The sequence below is a fragment of the Bacillus sp. z50 genome (assembly GCF_058313585.1).
In genome coordinates, this window is sequence record NZ_JBZFQL010000003.1 from 577,563 (window position 1) to 596,532 (window position 18,970).

Annotated in this window: 18 protein-coding genes and 2 pseudogenes; 9 read left to right on the forward strand and 11 right to left on the reverse strand. The window is 38.5% G+C overall.

All coding sequences use genetic code 11. From position 1 onward, the window contains the following. Nucleotides 1–2 precede the first annotated feature (2 nt). From AC4G3N_RS12145 to AC4G3N_RS12160, 4 genes are read right to left on the reverse strand one after another with little or no spacing between them, the layout of a single operon-like run. The gene (locus tag AC4G3N_RS12145; protein ID WP_139892294.1) at nt 3–1,487 is read right to left on the reverse strand and encodes a Na+/H+ antiporter subunit D; all 1,485 of its coding nucleotides are present in this window, start codon (nt 1,485–1,487) and stop codon (nt 3–5) included. Beyond that, nucleotides 1,480–1,821 carry a Na(+)/H(+) antiporter subunit C gene (locus AC4G3N_RS12150; RefSeq protein ID WP_066106626.1) on the reverse strand — a complete coding sequence of 114 codons (342 nt, stop codon included), beginning with the start codon at nt 1,819–1,821 and terminating at the stop codon, nt 1,480–1,482. The genes AC4G3N_RS12145 and AC4G3N_RS12150 overlap by 8 nt, the downstream gene beginning before the upstream one ends. Further along, the gene (locus tag AC4G3N_RS12155; RefSeq protein ID WP_066106630.1) at nt 1,821–2,243 is read right to left on the reverse strand and encodes a Na(+)/H(+) antiporter subunit B; all 423 of its coding nucleotides are present in this window, start codon (nt 2,241–2,243) and stop codon (nt 1,821–1,823) included. Before AC4G3N_RS12155 ends, AC4G3N_RS12150 begins: the two co-directional genes overlap by 1 nt. Then, entirely contained in the window at nt 2,240–4,648 is a 2,409-nt protein-coding gene (locus AC4G3N_RS12160; RefSeq protein ID WP_139892296.1) for a Na+/H+ antiporter subunit A, read from the reverse strand. Before AC4G3N_RS12160 ends, AC4G3N_RS12155 begins: the two co-directional genes overlap by 4 nt. Before the next feature lie 319 nt (nt 4,649–4,967). Here AC4G3N_RS12160 and AC4G3N_RS12165 point away from each other — a divergent pair. After that, nucleotides 4,968–5,432, forward strand: a pseudogene (locus AC4G3N_RS12165) (DUF5366 family protein). 546 nt (nt 5,433–5,978) lie between these two features. Here the strand turns inward: AC4G3N_RS12165 and AC4G3N_RS12170 are convergent. After that, nucleotides 5,979–6,797 (reverse strand): annotated as a pseudogene (locus tag AC4G3N_RS12170) (transglycosylase domain-containing protein). Continuing rightward, nucleotides 6,755–6,979, reverse strand: coding sequence for a hypothetical protein (locus AC4G3N_RS12175; protein WP_066106641.1), 225 nt, complete (start codon nt 6,977–6,979; stop codon nt 6,755–6,757). Before AC4G3N_RS12175 ends, AC4G3N_RS12170 begins: the two are co-directional and overlap by 43 nt. A gap of 117 nt (nt 6,980–7,096) precedes the next feature. Between AC4G3N_RS12175 and kapD the strand changes: the two genes are divergently transcribed. Continuing rightward, nucleotides 7,097–7,717, forward strand: coding sequence for a 3'-5' exonuclease KapD (kapD, locus tag AC4G3N_RS12180; RefSeq protein ID WP_066106643.1), 621 nt, complete (start codon nt 7,097–7,099; stop codon nt 7,715–7,717). A 41-nt stretch (nt 7,718–7,758) separates the two neighbouring features. Here kapD and kapB read toward each other — a convergent pair whose 3' ends face one another. After that, on the reverse strand, nt 7,759–8,145 hold the full coding sequence (kapB, locus tag AC4G3N_RS12185; RefSeq protein ID WP_139892300.1) for a kinase-associated lipoprotein KapB: 387 nt from the start codon (nt 8,143–8,145) through the stop codon (nt 7,759–7,761). Between the two features lie 129 nt (nt 8,146–8,274). On the opposite strand from kapB, the gene AC4G3N_RS12190 reads away from it, so the two are divergent. After that, nucleotides 8,275–9,015 (forward strand): peptidylprolyl isomerase, encoded by a 741-nt coding sequence (locus tag AC4G3N_RS12190; protein ID WP_077248121.1) that lies wholly within the window; start codon nt 8,275–8,277, stop codon nt 9,013–9,015. Between the two features lie 151 nt (nt 9,016–9,166). Beyond that, nucleotides 9,167–9,370 (forward strand): hypothetical protein, encoded by a 204-nt coding sequence (locus AC4G3N_RS12195; RefSeq protein WP_066106649.1) that lies wholly within the window; start codon nt 9,167–9,169, stop codon nt 9,368–9,370. A gap of 108 nt (nt 9,371–9,478) precedes the next feature. Here the strand turns inward: AC4G3N_RS12195 and AC4G3N_RS12200 are convergent, their stop codons facing one another. Further along, nucleotides 9,479–10,648: a MalY/PatB family protein gene (locus AC4G3N_RS12200; RefSeq protein ID WP_066106652.1), complete on the reverse strand. Its 1,170-nt coding sequence runs from the start codon at nt 10,646–10,648 to the stop codon at nt 9,479–9,481. A 232-nt stretch (nt 10,649–10,880) separates the two neighbouring features. Here AC4G3N_RS12200 and AC4G3N_RS12205 point away from each other — a divergent pair, with 232 nt between their 5' ends. Together AC4G3N_RS12205 and AC4G3N_RS12210 are read left to right on the forward strand one after the other, a co-directional pair. Further along, the gene (locus AC4G3N_RS12205) at nt 10,881–11,381 is read left to right on the forward strand and encodes an Lrp/AsnC family transcriptional regulator (protein WP_066106655.1); all 501 of its coding nucleotides are present in this window, start codon (nt 10,881–10,883) and stop codon (nt 11,379–11,381) included. Then, nucleotides 11,378–12,544, forward strand: a complete 1,167-nt coding sequence (locus tag AC4G3N_RS12210) for an aminotransferase (RefSeq protein WP_066106660.1) — start codon at nt 11,378–11,380, stop codon at nt 12,542–12,544. Before AC4G3N_RS12205 ends, AC4G3N_RS12210 begins: the two co-directional genes overlap by 4 nt. Before the next feature lie 930 nt (nt 12,545–13,474). On the opposite strand, the gene AC4G3N_RS12215 is transcribed toward AC4G3N_RS12210, so the two are convergent. Together AC4G3N_RS12215 and AC4G3N_RS12220 are read right to left on the reverse strand one after the other, a co-directional pair. After that, nucleotides 13,475–13,819: a helix-turn-helix domain-containing protein gene (locus AC4G3N_RS12215; protein ID WP_490552361.1), complete on the reverse strand. Its 345-nt coding sequence runs from the start codon at nt 13,817–13,819 to the stop codon at nt 13,475–13,477. Between the two features lie 49 nt (nt 13,820–13,868). Then, nucleotides 13,869–15,206: a sodium-dependent transporter gene (locus AC4G3N_RS12220; RefSeq protein WP_140461709.1), complete on the reverse strand. Its 1,338-nt coding sequence runs from the start codon at nt 15,204–15,206 to the stop codon at nt 13,869–13,871. Between the two features lie 248 nt (nt 15,207–15,454). On the opposite strand from AC4G3N_RS12220, the gene yugI reads away from it, so the two are divergent. Further along, entirely contained in the window at nt 15,455–15,859 is a 405-nt protein-coding gene (gene yugI, locus AC4G3N_RS12225; RefSeq protein ID WP_140461708.1) for a S1 domain-containing post-transcriptional regulator GSP13, read from the forward strand. A 203-nt stretch (nt 15,860–16,062) separates the two neighbouring features. Next, the gene (locus tag AC4G3N_RS12230) at nt 16,063–17,265 is read left to right on the forward strand and encodes an ornithine--oxo-acid transaminase (RefSeq protein WP_187393487.1); all 1,203 of its coding nucleotides are present in this window, start codon (nt 16,063–16,065) and stop codon (nt 17,263–17,265) included. A 44-nt stretch (nt 17,266–17,309) separates the two neighbouring features. Here the strand turns inward: AC4G3N_RS12230 and AC4G3N_RS12235 are convergent, their stop codons facing one another. Then, nucleotides 17,310–17,552: a DUF378 domain-containing protein gene (locus AC4G3N_RS12235; protein WP_066106678.1), complete on the reverse strand. Its 243-nt coding sequence runs from the start codon at nt 17,550–17,552 to the stop codon at nt 17,310–17,312. A gap of 140 nt (nt 17,553–17,692) precedes the next feature. On the opposite strand from AC4G3N_RS12235, the gene AC4G3N_RS12240 reads away from it, so the two are divergent. After that, nucleotides 17,693–18,856 (forward strand): iron-containing alcohol dehydrogenase, encoded by a 1,164-nt coding sequence (locus AC4G3N_RS12240; protein ID WP_066106679.1) that lies wholly within the window; start codon nt 17,693–17,695, stop codon nt 18,854–18,856. Nucleotides 18,857–18,970: the final 114 nt, after the last annotated feature.

Genomic DNA, 18,970 nt, shown 5'->3' on the forward strand with positions numbered 1-18,970 from the left:
CATCACTCCTTTAGTACGGCCTGAATGTAATCTGATGGATTCATTAAAACATCAACCGCATCAGAAACATACGTATAAACAACTTCAGAGCCCAATCCGTACAATATTGAGACTACAAGTAAAATGCCGATCGGCAATAGTAAAAAACGGTTATCTTTCTTGGAGAAGTTCTCATCGTAAACTTTTTTCTCTCCCCAGAACGCGAATATGAAAATGCGCATCACGGAATATAAAACAATTAAACTTGAGAATAGGACTACCAATCCTCCTACGTAATGCCTTTCATCAAAGGCACCCTGAATGATTAGTAATTTTCCTGTAAAACCGCTGAAAGGTGGAACCCCTGCTAACGATATAGCCGCTATGAAGAACATCCAAGCTAAAAGTGGAGATTCGTGAATTAACCCACCCATGCGCTTAATATTACTTGTCCCTGTTTTGGCCATCATTACTCCAATAAGCAGAAACAGGGCTGCTTTAATCATCATGTCATGAATTGTATACATAATTGAACCGGATATGGATGCGGTATTCATGATTGAAATACCGAAGATTATAACACCAATGGCAATTACGATATTGTAAATGATGATTTTTTTACCATCCATATAGGCCAATACACCGATACAGCCAAATACAATGGTTAAAATTCCAAGGTACTCCAGCAATGTATGCGTATAATCAGTATGATGATAAAACATAATGGTAAAGGTTCTTAGGATGGAATAAACACCAACCTTCGTTAATAATGAACCAAACAAAGCCAGGATTGGAATTGGCGGCGCAAAGTATGAGCCGGGCATCCAAAAATATAAAGGAAAAATGGCTGCCTTCAATCCAAACACGATTAGAAACAGAACAGCGATAACCGTGATGATTCCCGGCTGGTCTACTTCCGCAATTCTTTCTGAAATATCTGCCATATTCAGCGTACCTACAACAGAGTATAAGAATGCAACAGCAGCAACAAAAAGGCCAGAAGCAATTACATTTACAAGCAAATATTTAATAGACTCGCGAAGCTGTACTTTTGTACCACCTGTCACAAGTAATACATAAGATGACATCAGCATTACTTCAAAAAATACAAATAAGTTGAATATATCTCCGGTCAAAAATGCCCCGTTAACACCTACAATTAAAAATTGGATAAGGGCATAGTAGAAATATTTTTCACGGTTTGCATCAATATTTTTAAAAGAATAAATAATCGTTACTAATGTAATAAGAGATGTAGTTAAAACCAGTAAGGCTGCCAGCATATCCGCTACAAGACTAATTCCGAAAGGGGCATCCCAGCTGCCGGCCTGCAAGGTTAGAATGCCATTTGTTTTTACCTCTATTAAAAGTGAAAAGGTAACTACCAGGACCAGTATAGAAGAGGCCAAGGCGACTATTCGTTGGGCATTTATTTTTTTCGCAAGGAATAACAATAAAATTCCTGTCAATAACGGAAGTAAAATAGGTAATATAACAAGGTTATTCATATGACTTATTTCCTCTCAGTTGATCCATGTTATCCGTTCCAAGTTCCTGATAGGAACGATAGGCCAATACCAGGAAGAAAGATGTGACACCGAAGCTAATTACAATCGCTGTCAGGATTAATGCCTGTGGCAGCGGATCCACATAGGATTTGGCGTGTTCACTTAAGATAGGCACAGCTCCTTGTTTTAATCCTCCCATGGTAAGAACCAATAAATTCACCGCATGGCTCAATATGCTTGTTCCAATAATGATACGAAGCAAGCTTTTTGATAAAAGTAAATAGGTGGAAATCGTAAATAGAATTCCTATAGCAAAACACATTAAAATCTCCATCATTCACTCTCCCCAATCGTTTGAATAATGGTCATTGTCACGCCGATTACAACTAGATAAACACCCGTATCAAAGATAACTGCTGTATGAAGGGATGTTTTTCCAAGGAGCGGCAAATCAAAATAATCAAAGGCGTGCGTCAGGAAAGGAGCATCGAAGAATAACGCACCAGCTCCAGTCCCGACAGATAACAACAACCCCACAGCTATCAACGATAAATAATTTACCGGCAGAAAACTTTTTACGGTTTTTAAATCAAATGCCAGCAATAAAAGAATGATGGCAGAAGAAGTCATAAGACCACCGATAAATCCACCGCCCGGCGTATAGTGTCCGGCAAAGAAAATGTGTATAGAGAACAAAATAATAATAAAAGTTGCGATTTTAGTAACCGTCTGTAAAATTAAATCATTTGTTTTCATTCTTCCCCTCCTCTTTTCGTGAGACGGAGTTTAATCATGGTGTAAATTCCCATGGCTGCAATGGATAATACGGTGATTTCAAACATGGTATCCAAACCACGGAAGTCAACCAGGATTACGTTAACCATATTCTCTCCACCAGCTTCTTTGTACGTAACCTCTTTATAAAATTCAGAGATGGATTCAAATAGCTTCGTACTGTGAGAAGCCAGCGCGATAAGTGTCATCGTAATTCCGACACCGAGAGAGATTGCCAGGTTTGTCAATTTAAAACGCATACGCTTTTCCTTTGGTTTATACTTCGGCAAGTGATAGAAACAAAGCAAGAACAGCGATGTAGATACTGTTTCAATGACAAATTGAGTTAAGGCTAAATCAGGTGCCCTAAATAGAACAAATAAAAGTGATACCGTATAACCAACCGCTCCCATTAAAATGATTGAAGTCAGTCTCGATTTTGCAAATAGAATCATGATTGAAGCCAGAACTAAGATAAAGATCAAAATAACTTCGTATACCCCAATTGGAGTCATACTGGTTGTTTCGAATGCAAAGCTATCGGTTTTCCAAACCGTATAAAGTAAACTGATAATCAAGAAGCCAAATATATAAACTAAATAATCATGGATACTCCCGTTCATATATCCGCGGGTAATGAGACGTGAACCTGTATCCAGTGATCTTAATCCCATATTATATGCATTGTTTAATGTGTATTTATCAGAGAAATACGTATAAATCTTGCTCCATTTTGGATAGAACTTATACAAGATAATTCCTAAGATGACAACTCCGATTGTCATTAATAATGCGCCATTTACTCCGTGCCACATTTGTATATGAAGATGCGGAGGGTTTCCGTTTTCATAAAGGCTCGGCAGGATAGCTGCAGTAGCTGGCTCAATAATTGTTGAAGTAAGGATGTTTGGAAATAATCCAAAAATAATAACCAAGGCTGCAAGCGTGATTGGTGAAATCAATAATCCAATCGGTGCTTCATGTGGTTTTTTCGTTAATTTTTCAGGCTGAAGTTTGCCGCCAAATGTTCTAAATAAAAGAATCATACAGTAAACAAATGTGAATACACTTGCCAGCCATCCAATAACAGGGAATAAATTACCCCATGTTTGCAGGTTAAGAAAATCTGCTTTTGTTATATCTAATAGGCTGCCAAAGAACATTTCCTTACTCAAGAAGCCATTGAATGGAGGCAAGCCTGCCATTGAGAATGCTCCGATTGCAGCAATAGTAAAAGTGATTGGCATTATGGTCATTAATCCGCCCAGTTTACGAATATCCCTAGTTCCCGTTTCGTGATCAATTATACCGACTGCCATGAATAATGAACCTTTAAAGGTTGCATGGTTAATTAGGTGAAAAACAGCTGCCGAAACAGCGGCAATATATACATTATTCTCGGCTGATCCAAAATGGAGGGAAGCCGCACCGATGCCAAGCAGGGACATGATTAAGCCGAGCTGGCTGACTGTTGAGTAGGCAAGAATCCCTTTTAAATCATACTGACGTACTGCATTAAAGGAACCCCAAATTAAGGTTATGATACCGACCAGGCCGATAATCCATACCCATTCACCTGATAAAGCAAATATAGGGCTCAAACGTGCTACTAAATAGATACCTGCTTTAACCATCGTTGCTGAATGAAGATATGCACTGACTGGTGTAGGTGCTTCCATTGCATCAGGTAACCAAATGTGGAATGGGAATTGGGCAGACTTCGTGAATGCCCCTAATAAAACGAGTATCATCGAAAAATAAAAAAGAGGATGGTTTACCAAATCAGGAGCCATTGAAATTAATTCTCTGATGCTGAAGGTATTTCCCATTACAGAGAGGGTTATAAAACCTCCTAGCATGGATAAGCCACCTAAAAAGGTGATTAATAATGATTTTTGCGCTCCGTAGCGAGATCCTTTTCTCTCATGCCAATAGCCAATCAGCAGGAAGGAAGAAAGGCTGGTAAATTCCCAAAACGTATAAAGGACGATTAAGTTGTCAGATAGGACAACCCCAAGCATAGCCCCCATAAATAATAGTAAATAAACATAAAAATTACTCAGTTTTTCTTTTGTTTTGTCCATATAAAAGATGGAGTACAGAATAACTAGTGTACCAATACCTGTGATCAGCATAGCGAAGAGCAGGCCTAATCCGTCTACATAAACATCAAATGATATGTTTAGTGAAGGAATCCACTCAAAACTAGCTGTTATGGATTGATGATCCGTTATTTCAGGCAGGAACGTAAACAAATAACCAAATAATACGATAGGTATAATGAGTACGAACCATCCGGTATGTATTTTACGAGCATATTTGCCTATAAACGGAATACATATCGCAGCCAAAAAAGGCAGTAATATACTCAAGTGAAGCATTGACATAAGGACCTCCCTTAAAAAATTATAAAATATTGAAAAATTACAACAAAATGTACCAATCCGTACATTCAGCATAGCAAATTATACAGCAAATTTATATTAGACTGTACTTGAAAAGACTGGTATTCATGTGTTTTAACCATGTATTATATGAAGGAAAAAATTTAAAAATTTAATTCTCCTTTCCGATAAATGGTTTATAATGGGAAAATGTGAAGTATAAGGAATAATGAAAATGAAGAATACTTATGTAACAGGTTATTTTCCCTTATTATCGATAATGGCATTTAGTCTGTTCTTTGCTGTTCATCTTATGATAAGAATGATTGCATTTTTAAAAAGCAATGGGCTCTATTCAGGCATGACTGGATTGTTATCAGAGATCCATATTAAATTATCCTTTTTATTATTGTTCTTTATCTGTTTTTTTATGTTACTTGCTGCGTTAAAGCTTCTTGTCGATACCTTTTTGGAACTGTCACTTTTATTTTTCTCAAAGGATAAGGTGGGAGAAGACCTGCAAAAGCTGAGAGGGACTTCTATCATTTTTCTGATAGGTGGACTTATATCTATGTTATGTTGTCTTTGGTTGCTTGCAGGCTGCTTTTTACTTACTTCATTATTCGCTTTTATATACTTTCTGTATAAAATCAGTTCATCCTTATCGGGTACCTGATTGATAGGGATTATATTTTTTCATGTAACTATCTGGGCCGTTCTGTTATTGGCAGTCTGTCTCTCTGTCTTAAAATTATATAATAGTATAATGGCGGGACTTCCGCTGTAAAGGAAAAAGCATGATGAACCTCTAATAGAGAGAATACATCATGCTTTTCCATATTTGTATTTGCGGCTGACTTTTATTTAAAAAATCAATACTGGACGGCTGATCCTTGCCCACCCAGACCCCACCAGTATACGAAGCAGTCATCCCAATAAACCATAAATCATGATAATCATTTGTTGTACCGGTTTTTCCTCCTATATAAGCTACCTGTTTTTTGAAGCAATCGAACAGCTGCAGTATTAACCGATTTGGCCATTGCCTGATTGAGTGGAAGATTGCTATATGTTGAATGACCATAGTTCTCTGGGCAGTAATTTTCGATGCATATCGCTGAAGCGTCTATTTTTTGGATCCTTATTAGTTTTCAAATAAGGCGCATATACCAGCAATGGTTTAATCGTAGATCCTGGCTGACGAAAACTTTAATGGGCTCGATTAAATGTTGAGGGTTTATATGTTTTTCCCCCAATCAATGAGACAAGCTCATGAGTAGAATGATTAATAACTACCGCTGATGCTTCAACGTTTTTATAAGGCAGGATGCTACTAACGGCTAAATTTGGCTTTTTCTGAATATCTGAATCGAGAAAAAGTGTGGATCGTAATTCCTGAATGCAGCAGTTCCGTGATGCGGTTATCTAATTTCTCTGTTAATTGATTAGATTCTTGTTCAGATAAACCAGAAAACTGATAACCATCCTGCTCTGCGACCAGCTGACGAAATTCAGCCAGCGTGTAATCGGTATAATCAGGAAATTCTTGGATTCGTTTGGAAAGATTTAATTTTATTGATTCTTTTAAAATTTGCTCTTTTTCTCCATTCGTTATGAAATTCTTATTCTCAAGTTGCTGCAGAAGTCTAACCTGGCGTTTTTTTGTACTTTGGAAATTAGTCAGCGGGTCATAAAGACTAGGGTTATTAGGAATTGCCGCTAGAAAAGAGAGTTCACCATGCTTGAGATTCTTTGCTGATTTGGAAAAATAAAAATGAGCAGCAGCTTCAATTCCATAGGAACTGTTACCATAGTAAATCGCAATTATGTAAGTATTTAATAGTTAATCTTTTGAAAAATCACGCTCAAGCTGATAGGCGTAAAGCAGTTCAGTTAATTTACGATTATATGTACGTTCATTTGTGAGGAATAAATTTCGAGCGAGCTGTTGTGTAATGGTGCTGCCCCCTTGATGAATTCCCCCGCTTTCCGTATTAATTATGAACGCTCTGCTAATAGCTGATAAATCAAACCCCTTATGTGAATAAAAATGCTGATCCTCTGAAACTACGTAAATATCCTTTAAAATTTGAGGGATATCAGCATCCTTTATATATTTCCGATTCTCTGTTTGATAGATTTCTCTGATAATTGTCCATCGGAATCTGTGATTGTACTGTTAAGCTGCATGGCTGATTGATCTATTTGTAAATTGGTGTCCAAAACATGATTGAGGCTTTGCAATTTGGAAAACTCATTCAGTGTTAATGTACTCAATCCGTATAAGGATGGAACCAGTAATAAAATCATACAAAATCCAATTGATTTTCTCATTTTTACCCACCTGGAATTCTATTCGTATATTTAACTATATCGTATTGATTTTATGGTTAAAAGAGGAAAATTTGGAAGGAGCAATAGATTACACGAAAACAAGGAGGTTGTATCATTGTGAAGAAGGATGACCACTATTTATTCATAGATTTTGAATTTACAATGCCAGAGGATCGAAATAATCCGAATGGGTTCTTTCCTGAAATCATTGAATATGGAATTATCGAGGTAAAGAGTGGAACAATAGTCAATCAATACAATTCTTATGTCCTGCCCAGAGTATTTCAGTCGTTAACGAACCGATGTAAGAACTTTTTGCACATTACCGAAGATGATCTTAAGACAGGGGTGGAATTTGATGTTTTTCACAGTTTACTGCGAGAATTGGATCATCCTAACTCTCCAACGATTGCTACATGGGGAAACATGGATATGAAGGTGTTAAAGCAAAACTGTCAGTATTCAGGACATATATTCCCTTTAACGGGAAAGCAATTGGATTTATCGATTGAGTATCAAAAATTCTTTGGTGACCGAAATCAGACAGGCCTATGGAAAGCAGTTCAGCAATATGGGGACAAGGCTAAAGGCGTTTGGCATCGTGCTTTGGATGATGCCAGAATGACTTATGAACTGTTTACATTAATTGAGCAGGACAGGAGGTATGTGGATAACTATAAGCCAACGACAATCGGAGACGTTGTGGATTTTTCACAGTTATTTAATGGGTTGACGTAAAAAACCAAATCAGTAAAGAGTGATTTGGTTTTTTATGTTTATCATATTGGAAAATACTCGCGCTCTATATTCGATATAGCTGACAAAGACATATCTGACCACTTTGATTCTTCTTTTTGCAATTCCTGTTTTAATGTTTCAAGAGACTGGCGCAGGGATTCTGTGTAATCAGGAATTTCCCCTTTAAACGGTTTCACCATGTTTACCGGGATGTTGGTTTGTTCCCTGTAAGCTAAAGCCTTTCGCTCATGGAAAAAATCAACTTCTGTTTGTTTTGGATGATGAAGATCTCCCTGCATAGGGTGCTTTAATACAGCCAGTATTTTAACAACCATATATCCATTTGTTCGGATATTGGTGATTTCGCCTACATATTTACCGGTTTTATAATGTGCAATCACTTGGTCGCCAATAGTGAGTTCATTCATTTTTATCCCCCATTCATATCTGTTCTTCTCTATCATACCGATGTACCATAATCAATCCTATAAAAAGCTCTTCAGAAAGATGCTTTTTTTTTGAGAATCGTGTAAAGTGAAAAATTGGAGGTAGTTTAAATGAAATGGAAGACCATGATACTATTATTAATAATCCTCCTTGGTGCAGCGATTTGGAATCTGTATATAAAAGATAAGGTATTCCAATCTGGTGATCAAACAACTTTAAAGCTGGATCAAACCATTAAAGAGAAAGAAGGCGAAGATAAAATGACAGTATTACCTCAATTTACAGAAGTACAAGGTAATGAAAGATTAGTGGAGATGGTAACTAATAAAGGTTCCATCCAAATCAAATTATTCCCTGACCAAGCTCCTAAAGCGGTTGAAAATTTCCTGACTCATGCAGAAAATGGATACTACGAGGGGATCATTTTCCACCGCGTGATCAATGATTTCATGATTCAAGGCGGAGATCCAACTGGAACAGGAATGGGTGGAGAAAGCATTTGGGGTAAATCATTCGAAGATGAATTCACGATGGATTTATTTAATTTCCGTGGTGCTTTGTCTATGGCAAATGCCGGCCCTGGTACAAATGGAAGTCAATTCTTTATTGTTCAAAAAGGTGCTGTTGAAGCGAATCTAAAAGGACAAATGGAACAAGCGGGATATCCTCAGGAAGCAGTGGAAAAATACATGGAAATAGGCGGAACTCCTTGGCTTGACCACAGACATACCGTGTTTGGACAAGTTACTGAAGGAATGGATGTTGTAGATGACATCGCAACTACTAAAGTAGGTCCTAACGATAAACCGGTTTATGATGTAGTGATTGAAAAAATCAACATCCTAAAATAATCCCTATAATGTAAGTAGGCTGTCGATGACTCGGCAGCTTTTTTCTTATTTATAAATGAGGATAATCAAATATCACTTATACTCACCCTAGTCGTGTTATAATATGGTTAAAATTCAAATGTTTTCAAATCAGGAAAGGGTGTCTCAAAACATGTCTCAGCCATTAGCGTTTATTATAGGATTATTCTTGTATTTTCCTGAAGATAAAAGAGAATACATTCCAGCCGGATTAACGATGGCCATTTTTACATTGTTTGCAGTGTTAACGATGCGGTTTATCATTGTTTATAATCGTAAGCAGGTTCAGAAGGCAAAGGAATTGGAAGAAAAATTAAAAGAGCAAAATATTCAATGATGGCTGCACATGCAAAGTGTGCAGTTTTTTTTTGCCGAAATCTGAGTGGATTCTTCTTAAAATTAAACAAGCATTTGCCAGACTGATTGGCAAATGCTTGTTACATAATTAGTTGAGGTCTTGGAATGCTTCGTGCAATCTGCGCAAGCCCTCAGTGAGAGTGTCCTTAGAGCACCCTATATTCATTCGAACAAATCCTTGGCCATCCTGCCCATATTTCGCACCGGGTTCAAGAGCCAATTTCCCTTTATGGATGAGCCTTTCTGTGATTTCAATATCTGATATTCCTAAATCCCGTAAATCGATCCAAACAAGGAAAGATGCTTGAGGAATCATGATGTTTATTTTCGGTAAATGCTTAGAAACATAATCAGTCAGGATTTCAATATTCTCTTCAATTTTGGATACGGTCTCACTCACCCACTCAGCACCATGGGTGTAGGCCGCTTCCATGGCAGTATAGGCAAGTACATTAATGCCCCCAATACCTTGCTTGAGGAATTGCTGTTCCATTTTTAAGAGGTAATCTTTATTTTCACTTAGGATCAGAGAGCCATGCAATCCAGCGATATTAAAGGTTTTACTAGGAGCCATCAGTGTAATAACATCTTTGCTGATGATTCCGGCAGGTGTGTGAATATTGTCATAAAGAATCAGGTCAGCGTGAATTTCATCGGAAATGACAGGCACTTGATAGTGCTGACATAGGCTAATCATTCTCTCAAGGTCTTTCTTTGCCCAAACCGTTCCGCCAGGATTGTGCGGGCTGCATAAGATGAATAATTTTACTCCATTACGAAGCTTGTTTTCAAAGTCTTCAAAATCAATTTCAAATTGATTTTGGTTGATTTTCATTCTATTGGTAACAAGAGTTCGGCCATTACTTTTAACGACATTATGAAATGGACCGTAGACAGGTGTTTGAATCATCACTTGATCTCCAGCTTCAGTAAATGCAAGAACAGCTGCTGATAAGGACGGAACTACACCTGGACTAAAAGAAATATTTTCTCTTTTAAGCGACCATTTATGCTTTTCGTTCATCCAATTTATGATAGCCTGGTATACAGAATCGGAGGCATATGTATATCCGAATATTGGGTGCTGTATGCGGGTAATTAAAGCTTCCTGTACCTGAACAGGCGAAGCCCAGTCCATGTCTGCCACCCACATTGGCCATAAGTCACTGCCTGCGAATAATGAATCAACGTTATCCCATTTATACGAAGCTGTTCCTTTACGATCTATAATGGTTTCTGTATTTGTTGTACTGTTCATTTTTTCACCCCGCCTTTATATGATTCCCTTATTTTATCATATATTTACAGACTGGCAGTTTTAGAAGATTTATTAATTGGCTTGTTTTCTCAAATAAATATGGTATGTGAGATGAAAATAATTGATTACATATTCATATGTATAAAATGAGTGTTATAATGGAAAAAGTTTAATTTAAATTAAATTTTCAGATATCTTTATATCTAATGATACTTTTAATGGAGGTGAGGGTATGAACCTTACAGCTAAGGAAATTGAGATTTTGAATATTCTCGAAGAAAACGCCAGAATCCCTCTGGATGATATAGTAAAAATGACAGCAATGTCTAAAGAGGAAGTTGAACTAGCCTTAAAAAAACTGAAAGAATCCAATATTATTGTTGGCTATGCCGCTTTGGTCGATTGGTCGAAAGTTAAAGATCACGAAGGAGTTACTGCCATGATTGATGTGAAAGTAACCCCTAAAAGAGGCGTAGGCTTTGATGAGACAGCAAAACGAATTTATCGCTATGAAGAGGTCACATCCGTTTATTTAATGTCAGGTGCTTATGACTTATCTGTGGTCATTGAGGGCAAGTCGATGAATGAGGTAGCGCGATTTGTTTCAGACAAATTATCGACTCTTGATTCAGTTATTTCTACAACGACTCACTTTATTCTTAAAAAGTATAAACATGATGGGACTGTATTTGCACCTCTTGATGAGGATAAAAGGATTGTGATAACTCCATGATTAAAACGAGTTATCTATCTGATACGGCTCGAGAAATGAAGCCCTCCGGAATACGTAAATTTTTTGATTTGGCAGCAGGCATGGAAGGTATCGTTTCGCTTGGTGTAGGTGAGCCAGATTTTGTTACTCCGTGGCGATACAGGGAAGCTGCTATCCTCTCGATGGAAGAAGGCTATACGTCTTACACAGCAAATGCAGGATTGCTTGATTTACGCGAGGAAATTGCAGCCTATATGAGTAGACGTTTTCAGGTAACATACTCCCCTGAAAATCAAATTATTGTAACTGTAGGTGCAAGTCAGGCAATCGATATCGCCTTACGAGCCATTCTCAACCCAGGAGAAGAAGTAATAGTCGTTGAACCATGCTTCGTATCCTATGCTCCATTAGTGGCATTGGCAGGAGGTAAGCCTGTTTCGGTTGGAACCATGAAAGAATCTGATTTTAAACTGTTACCCGAACAGTTAGAAGCAGCTATAACACCGAAAACGAAGGCGATTATGATTTGTTCACCCAATAATCCAACAGGAACCCAATTGTCTAAGGATGATTTGAAAGCATTAGCTGAAATTGCTATTAAACATGATGTTCTTGTGATTTCCGATGAAATCTATGCGGAACTTGTTTATGATGACGCGTATACCAGCTTTGCAGCCATTGAAGGGATGTATGAACGGACGATTTTAATATCAGGCTTCTCAAAGGGATTTGCTATGACAGGCTGGAGGCTTGGTTTTGTATGTGCAAACAAAGAAATCTCAGAAGCTATGCTGAAAATCCACCAGTATGCGATTATGTGTGCCCCTACATCTGCCCAATATGCTGCTTTGGAGGCCCTGCGATATGGGGCGGGATATGTGGAAGAAATGCGTATGAGCTATAATCATCGAAGAAATTATATTGTTAGTTCATTTAATGAGATTGGTTTGAAGTGCCACACACCGGGTGGAGCATTTTATGCTTTTCCATCCATTGAATCTACTGGCATGAGCTCTGAAGAATTTGCAGAAAAATTATTGATTGAGGAAAAGGTAGCAGTAGTACCAGGTAATGTATTTGGTATAGGCGGAGAAGGGCATATCCGTTGCTCTTACGCTACATCTATCGATCAATTACGGGAAGCCTTAACCAGGATTGAACGATTTTTAAACAATCATTCATAAATTTCCTTAAGGACTTTTACTAAGAGTTTTCTGAGTATAGGGAAAAGATTTTCAAATATAAAAAATGAGGGGGCAACCATAAGTCGTTAAATGACCTATGGTTGCCCCTTTGTTTGGTTGAGGCCAACAGGATGTTGGTCACAAAGGCGTTGCCACACGACGTGGCGTTCTTAGTCTTTGTTCCTTGAAACAGTCGCCTCAGCCTTTTAATCAATCCAGCTTCAACTCCTAGTCCCTCGAGTCATAAGGATAGCCACTGCGGGAAGGAAGAACACCTCCCTGCGTGCCTCTCTCTTATGCTTTTCGGGCCTGGGCAGTCGCCTCAGCCTTTTAGTTAATCTAGCTTCAGGGCCTAGGAGCTCGGGACATAAGCATAGCCTCTACGGGGGAAGAACATCCCCTCCGAGCCTCTGTCTTATGCTCCTCGCTCCTGGGCAAGGCCCTTCAGCCTTTTAGTTAATCCAGCTTCGGCTCCTAGGAGCTCGAGTCATAAGCAAATACTCTGCGGGAGAAAAAACCTCCCTCCGAGTATTCGTCTTATGCTTGTCGCTCCTGGGTAGTCGCCTCAGCCTTTTAGTTAATCCAGCTTCAACGGCTAGAAGCTCAGGACATAAGAAAAGCCACTGCGGGGAAGACCATTCCCTTCGTGGCTTTCTCTTATGCTGCTCGCTTCTGAACGAGCCGTTTCAGCTTTTTAATAATCCAGCTTCAACTCCTAGTCCCTCGAGTCATAAGGATAGCCACTGCGGGAGGGAAGAACACCTCCCTGCGTGCCTCTCTCTTATGCTTGTCGCTCCTGGGTAGTCGCCTCAGCCTTTTAGTTAATCCAGCTTCAACGGCTAGAAGCTCAGGACATAAGAAAAGCCACTGCGGGGAAGACCATTCCCTTCGTGGCTTTCTCTTATGCTCCTCGCTTCTGAACGAGCCGTTTCAGCTTTTTAAGTTCCCCATTATCCTTAGGAAGTCGGCTTCGGTTATGTCTTGGGTTTTCTTTAGTATTAATTTCGCTCGCTTTTGCCCCATTGTGTTGATGAGGTGATGGAGTTCGGGATCTAGTTGGCATGGTCCTGTTGGATTGGCGTGCTCCATTAATTCGGAGGCAGGGCAATCCAATGCAGTTGAAATAGTCAGGAGAACCTGGAGGCTTGGTGTTAATTCATTTTCCTCGTATTGCTCAAGTTTGTGAGTGCCGATTCTGGAGCGTAACGCTAGCTCTTCCACACTCATTCCTTTGTCAATTCTGTACTTACGAATATTTTCTCCAATTGTAGCCATTATCAATCCCTCCCGATATTAATAGTTCTCCTTATATTCTACCACCTTACTAAATAATTCCAATAGAGTTCAGGAAGACTAATAAAATTGCGGCAGGGCATACGTAACGGACTAAGATATACCAACCGTTAAACATCCAGTATTTCAATTTCGAGCCATTTTGTAACTCTGTTCTGACTGCATTTTTATCCATAACGTAACCTATAAATATAGAAATAAACAGCGAACCGAGCGGCAGGGCAAGATTTGAAACAATAAAATCTGCCAGATCAAAGAAAGTTTTACCTGCAATATGAACATCGCTTAAGATTCCATAGGATAAAGCACTCGGAATCCCAACAATGAAGGTGATGATTCCAGCCAGCCATGCGGAAGATTTTCGTTTCTCGGGATTTTCTTTTGAAATGACTGCTACAACAATTTCCAAAATGGAAAAGGCGGAGGTAAGAGTCGCAAATAACAATAAGACCATAAAGATGATCATAAAAAATCCTCCGAATGCGATCTCATTAAATACAGCTGGCAGTATGACAAAAACTAGCCCTGGACCTGATGCAGGATCATATCCCAACGCAAATACGGCAGGGAAAATAACAAGTCCTGCTAATAAGGAGATTAAAATATTTAATCCCACAACAGAAAAGCCGGATTTCATCAAATTCTCGTTTTTCGGCAAATAGGAAGCGTAGGTTACCATTACAGATGTTCCCACACTAAGAGCGAAAAAGGCTTGTCCAAGTGCCAGCAATACGGATTCACCAGTGATTTTATTGAAGTCTGGCTGCAAGAAGAATCTAACACCTTCCATAGCTCCATCCAGGGTTAACGATCGAACGGCCAATATAATAAACAAAATGAATAATGCCGGCATCATATACTTGCTTGCCCGTTCAATCCCTTTTTTGATTCCTCCCTGAACCACCCATATTGTCAATAATATGAACAGAATCTGAGAAATGATTGATTCATATGGATTTTCAATAATGTTATTAAATAATGATTCATAATTAGCTACCCCTGTTATCTGCCCAAGTAGACTTCTGCCTAGATAGGATAAAATCCAGCCGCCTACCACACTGTAAAAGGATAGCAACAGAACGGAAGCAATTACACCCATCCACCCCAATAAAAACCATTTAGAATTAGGGGCTATAACTTTATAGGCACTGACTGCATCTTTTTGTGCATTTCGTCCAATGACAAATTCGGCAATTAAAATAGGAGCACCGATAAAAAGTGTGAACGCAATAAATAAAAGGAAGAAGGCTGCACCGCCATTTGTTCCAGCCATGTAGGGGAATTTCCAAATGGCACCCAGTCCAATTGCTGAACCGGCAGCAGCTAAAATAAATCCAATCTTTGATGACCATTGTTCATGTTTTTGCATGTATGCACCTCATAGCTTGTAATCTTATTAATCGTATAATAGTAGCATTATACAGGAATAATTGCCAGAATATTAAATCTGATTGAACAGGTAAGTTATTCCTGTCGGGAAAGGTGTTTATTATTAGGCGATAGGGTAAATAAAAATAGAAGAGTGTGTAGGTCATTTTTGATAATGGCTCAACATTATGCTATAATTTTATATTGCGTATATAAACGAAAAATTTAAACATTTATAGGAGTGTTATTATGACTACAAAATATGAAGTAGGTCAAATTCTTACCGGTAAAGTAACTGGCATTCAGCCTTATGGAGCATTCGTTGCCTTAGACGAAAATACACAAGGACTCGTTCATATTTCTGAAATTACGTACGGGTTTGTGAAAGATATTAATGATCAATTAAAATTAGGCGATGAAGTTAAAGTTAAAGTTCTTTCCGTTAATGAAGAAGCTGGAAAAATCGCTTTATCTATCCGTGCTACAGAAGAGCCGCCAGCAGTTAAACAGGAAGCTCGTAAGCCTAAGAAAAAATCTCAACAAGGTTCAGTTAAAATTCCGCCTGCTGAAACACCACAAGGATTCAATACACTTAAAGATAAATTGGAAGAGTGGATTGAACAATCCAAACGCGAAGATCTTATTAAAAAATAATTGAATTGATTTCTGAAACTGCCCTTATCACTTGTTTCGACTGTGATAATGGGCAGTTTTTTGTTGTTAACAGTTATTAATTCCAATTGTACGTAAATTATCGGATAATATAGACAAGACTCAACTTATCGTTTAATTGGGTTTTTAGTCGAATGGAATTATACCTTATACGAATGAAAAACTTAGATAGGGGGCCGATTCATGTGACAAAGACAACTGTTTCCAACGAAGTGATTGAACAAACAGAACAATATGGTGCCAGGAACTATCACCCATTGCCGATTGTTATAGCAGAAGCTGAGGGTGTTTGGGTGAAGGATCCAGAGGGAAACCGATATATGGACATGCTGAGTGCTTATTCGGCTGTAAACCAGGGACATCGTCACCCAAGAATTATTCGAGCTTTAAAGGAGCAAGCAGATCGTGTAACTCTGACGTCAAGAGCTTTTCATAATGATCAGCTTGGTCCATGGTATGAAAAAATTTGTAAGCTAGCAAACAAAGACAAAGCACTTCCTATGAATACTGGTGCGGAGGCGGTTGAAACAGCTTTTAAAGCTGCAAGAAGATGGGCCTATGATGTAAAAGGAGTGGAAAAGGACAAGGCAGAATTTATCGCCTGCACTGGGAACTTTCATGGCAGAACGATGCTCGCTGTTTCTCTTTCTTCTGATGAAGAATATAAAAGAGGTTTTGGTCCAATGCTGCCAGGCATTAAGCTTATCCCATTTGGCGATATAGAAGCTTTAAAGGAAGCGATTACTCCCAATACAGCAGGCTTTTTGATTGAGCCAATCCAAGGTGAAGCAGGAATTAATATACCTTCTGAAGGGTTCCTTAAGGGAGCATATGATGTATGTAAGGCTAATGATGTTTTATTTATTGCAGATGAGATTCAGGTAGGGCTTTGCAGAACGGGCAGGATGTTTGCATGTGAGTGGGAGGATGTTGTTCCTGATATTTATATTTTGGGTAAGGCCCTTGGTGGCGGAGTATTCCCAATTTCCTGTATTCTGGCCAATCATGATATTCTTGATGTTTTTAATCCGGGGTCCCATGGATCTACTTTTGGTGGTAATCCATTAGCCTGCGCAGTATCTATGGAGGCTATTGATGTGTTAGTTGAAGAGAATTTGGCTGGAAAATCCGAACAGCTGGGAGCCTATCTGAGTGAAGAATTAAGGAAGATCGAAAATCCTATTATAAAAGAAATCAGAGGCCGTGGTTTATTTATTGGTATGGAATTAACGGAATCAGCACGCCCATATTGTGAACGGTTAAAGGATGAGGGCTTATTATGTAAGGAAACTCATGATAATGTCATCCGTTTTGCCCCACCACTTATCATTACCAAAGAAGAGCTTGATTGGGCGATTTCAAAAATTAAAAAGGTATTGTCTGTATAAATGAATAGGCCCATCCAAATAAAGGGATGGGCCTATTCTAGATATTATGATTTTGATGGATTTGGTTGTTCCTGGCTGCTTGTTTGTTCGCTTGGCTTGAATAATAATCCAAGATTGACAAGGCCTGCAATTCCAACAAGTGCATAAATAACACGTGCGAAACCACCAGCTTGGCTTCCGCCCCCAAAAACAGTTGCAACCAAATCGAATTGGAAAAATCCGATAAGTCCCCAGTTAATGGCGCCTATAATTGTTAAGACAAGTGCGGTACGTTGTATACCACTCATTTGATTTCCTCCTTCAAAAAGCATGGTTCAGTTATAGAGTGGTTAAAAAAAGAAAATATTATACATGATTTTAGGTTTTATTAATGAAATTAAAGGAATTAAAGATAAAGAAAACGGAATAATAGGGAGGAAATAGAATTATGCAAAATTTTACATATAAAAATCCGACAAATTTAGTATTTGGTAAGGATACAGTTAAAGAACTGAAAAATTTAATACCAGCCGATTCAAAAAATATTTTATTAATTTATGGTGGGGGAAGCATAAAGAAAAATGGCTTATATGATCGTGTTGTTGATGAGCTGAAGCACAGAGAACTAACCTATCATGAATTATCTGGAGTAGAACCAAATCCGCGTATCTCTACTGTGCGCAAAGGTGTCGATATATGCCGAGAAAATGAGGTTGATTTTCTTTTAGCTATTGGCGGAGGTAGTGTTATTGATTGTACGAAGGCAATTGCGGCAGGTGTTGTGTATGAGGGAGATCCATGGGATTTAGTCACCAAGAAAGCCAAAGTAAAGGGCGCTATGCCGTTTGGTACAGTTTTAACACTGGCAGCCACAGGCTCTGAAATGAACTCTGGCAGTGTGATTACGAATTGGGAGACACAGGAGAAGCACGGGTGGGGTTCACCATATACTTACCCTCAGTTTTCTATCCTTGATCCGGTTAATACGTTCACAGTTCCTCGCGATCAGACGATTTACGGAATGGTTGATATGATGTCACATGTGTTGGAAACATATTTTAACCACACAGAAAATACACCTTTACAGGATAGAATGTGTGAATCAGTGTTAAAAACAGTTAAAGAAACGGCTCCGAAATTATTGAACGATATGGAAAATTATCAATATCGGGAAACTATTCTTTACTGTGGAACGGTGGCTTTAAATGGTACATTGAGTGTGGGTATCCGTGGCGATTGGGCAACGCATAATATCGAACATGCTGTTTCAGCTGTCTATGATATTCCTCATGCAGGGGGGCTTGCAATCTTATTTCCAAACTGGATGAAGCACTGTATGCACGAAAATCTTGATAAGTTAGTTAGATTGGGAACTGAGGTATTTGACGTTGATCCAGCTGGTAAATCAAAAGAGGAAATCGCTAATGATTGTATCCGTAATATAAGAGATTTCTGGACAGGAATCGGTGCTCCATCCCGATTGGCTGATTATGATATAGACGATTCCAAAATAGAGTTAATAGCAGACAAAGCAATGGTGAATGGAGAGTTCGGAAACTTTAAAAAGCTTAATAAAGAGGATGTACTATCTATTCTCAAAGCATCTTTATAGTTTGAAAAAAAGGTCTTCCTGTAAGACCTTTTTCTCAATGTTACGAAATGTAAACGCTTGAAATTTTTGAAGCTATTAGTCGCAACTTGATTATCATTTTCGGATTCTGTAAAG

Coding starts and splice junctions, on each gene's coding strand:
- yugI (WP_140461708.1), top strand. CDS start 15,455: ATGACTACAAAATATGAAGTAGGTCAAATTCTTACCGGTAAAGTAACT.
- kapB (WP_139892300.1), bottom strand. CDS start 8,145: ATGAATGAACTCACTATTGGCGACCAAGTGATTGCACATTATAAAACC.
- AC4G3N_RS12175 (WP_066106641.1), bottom strand. CDS start 6,979: ATGAGAAAATCAATTGGATTTTGTATGATTTTATTACTGGTTCCATCC.
- AC4G3N_RS12205 (WP_066106655.1), top strand. CDS start 10,881: ATGAACCTTACAGCTAAGGAAATTGAGATTTTGAATATTCTCGAAGAA.
- AC4G3N_RS12240 (WP_066106679.1), top strand. CDS start 17,693: ATGCAAAATTTTACATATAAAAATCCGACAAATTTAGTATTTGGTAAG.
- AC4G3N_RS12200 (WP_066106652.1), bottom strand. CDS start 10,648: ATGAACAGTACAACAAATACAGAAACCATTATAGATCGTAAAGGAACA.
- AC4G3N_RS12195 (WP_066106649.1), top strand. CDS start 9,167: ATGTCTCAGCCATTAGCGTTTATTATAGGATTATTCTTGTATTTTCCT.
- AC4G3N_RS12190 (WP_077248121.1), top strand. CDS start 8,275: ATGAAATGGAAGACCATGATACTATTATTAATAATCCTCCTTGGTGCA.
- AC4G3N_RS12210 (WP_066106660.1), top strand. CDS start 11,378: ATGATTAAAACGAGTTATCTATCTGATACGGCTCGAGAAATGAAGCCC.
- AC4G3N_RS12155 (WP_066106630.1), bottom strand. CDS start 2,243: ATGAAAACAAATGATTTAATTTTACAGACGGTTACTAAAATCGCAACT.
- AC4G3N_RS12215 (WP_490552361.1), bottom strand. CDS start 13,819: ATGGCTACAATTGGAGAAAATATTCGTAAGTACAGAATTGACAAAGGA.
- AC4G3N_RS12160 (WP_139892296.1), bottom strand. CDS start 4,648: ATGTCAATGCTTCACTTGAGTATATTACTGCCTTTTTTGGCTGCGATA.
- AC4G3N_RS12145 (WP_139892294.1), bottom strand. CDS start 1,487: ATGAATAACCTTGTTATATTACCTATTTTACTTCCGTTATTGACAGGA.
- AC4G3N_RS12150 (WP_066106626.1), bottom strand. CDS start 1,821: ATGGAGATTTTAATGTGTTTTGCTATAGGAATTCTATTTACGATTTCC.
- AC4G3N_RS12220 (WP_140461709.1), bottom strand. CDS start 15,206: ATGCAAAAACATGAACAATGGTCATCAAAGATTGGATTTATTTTAGCT.
- AC4G3N_RS12235 (WP_066106678.1), bottom strand. CDS start 17,552: ATGAGTGGTATACAACGTACCGCACTTGTCTTAACAATTATAGGCGCC.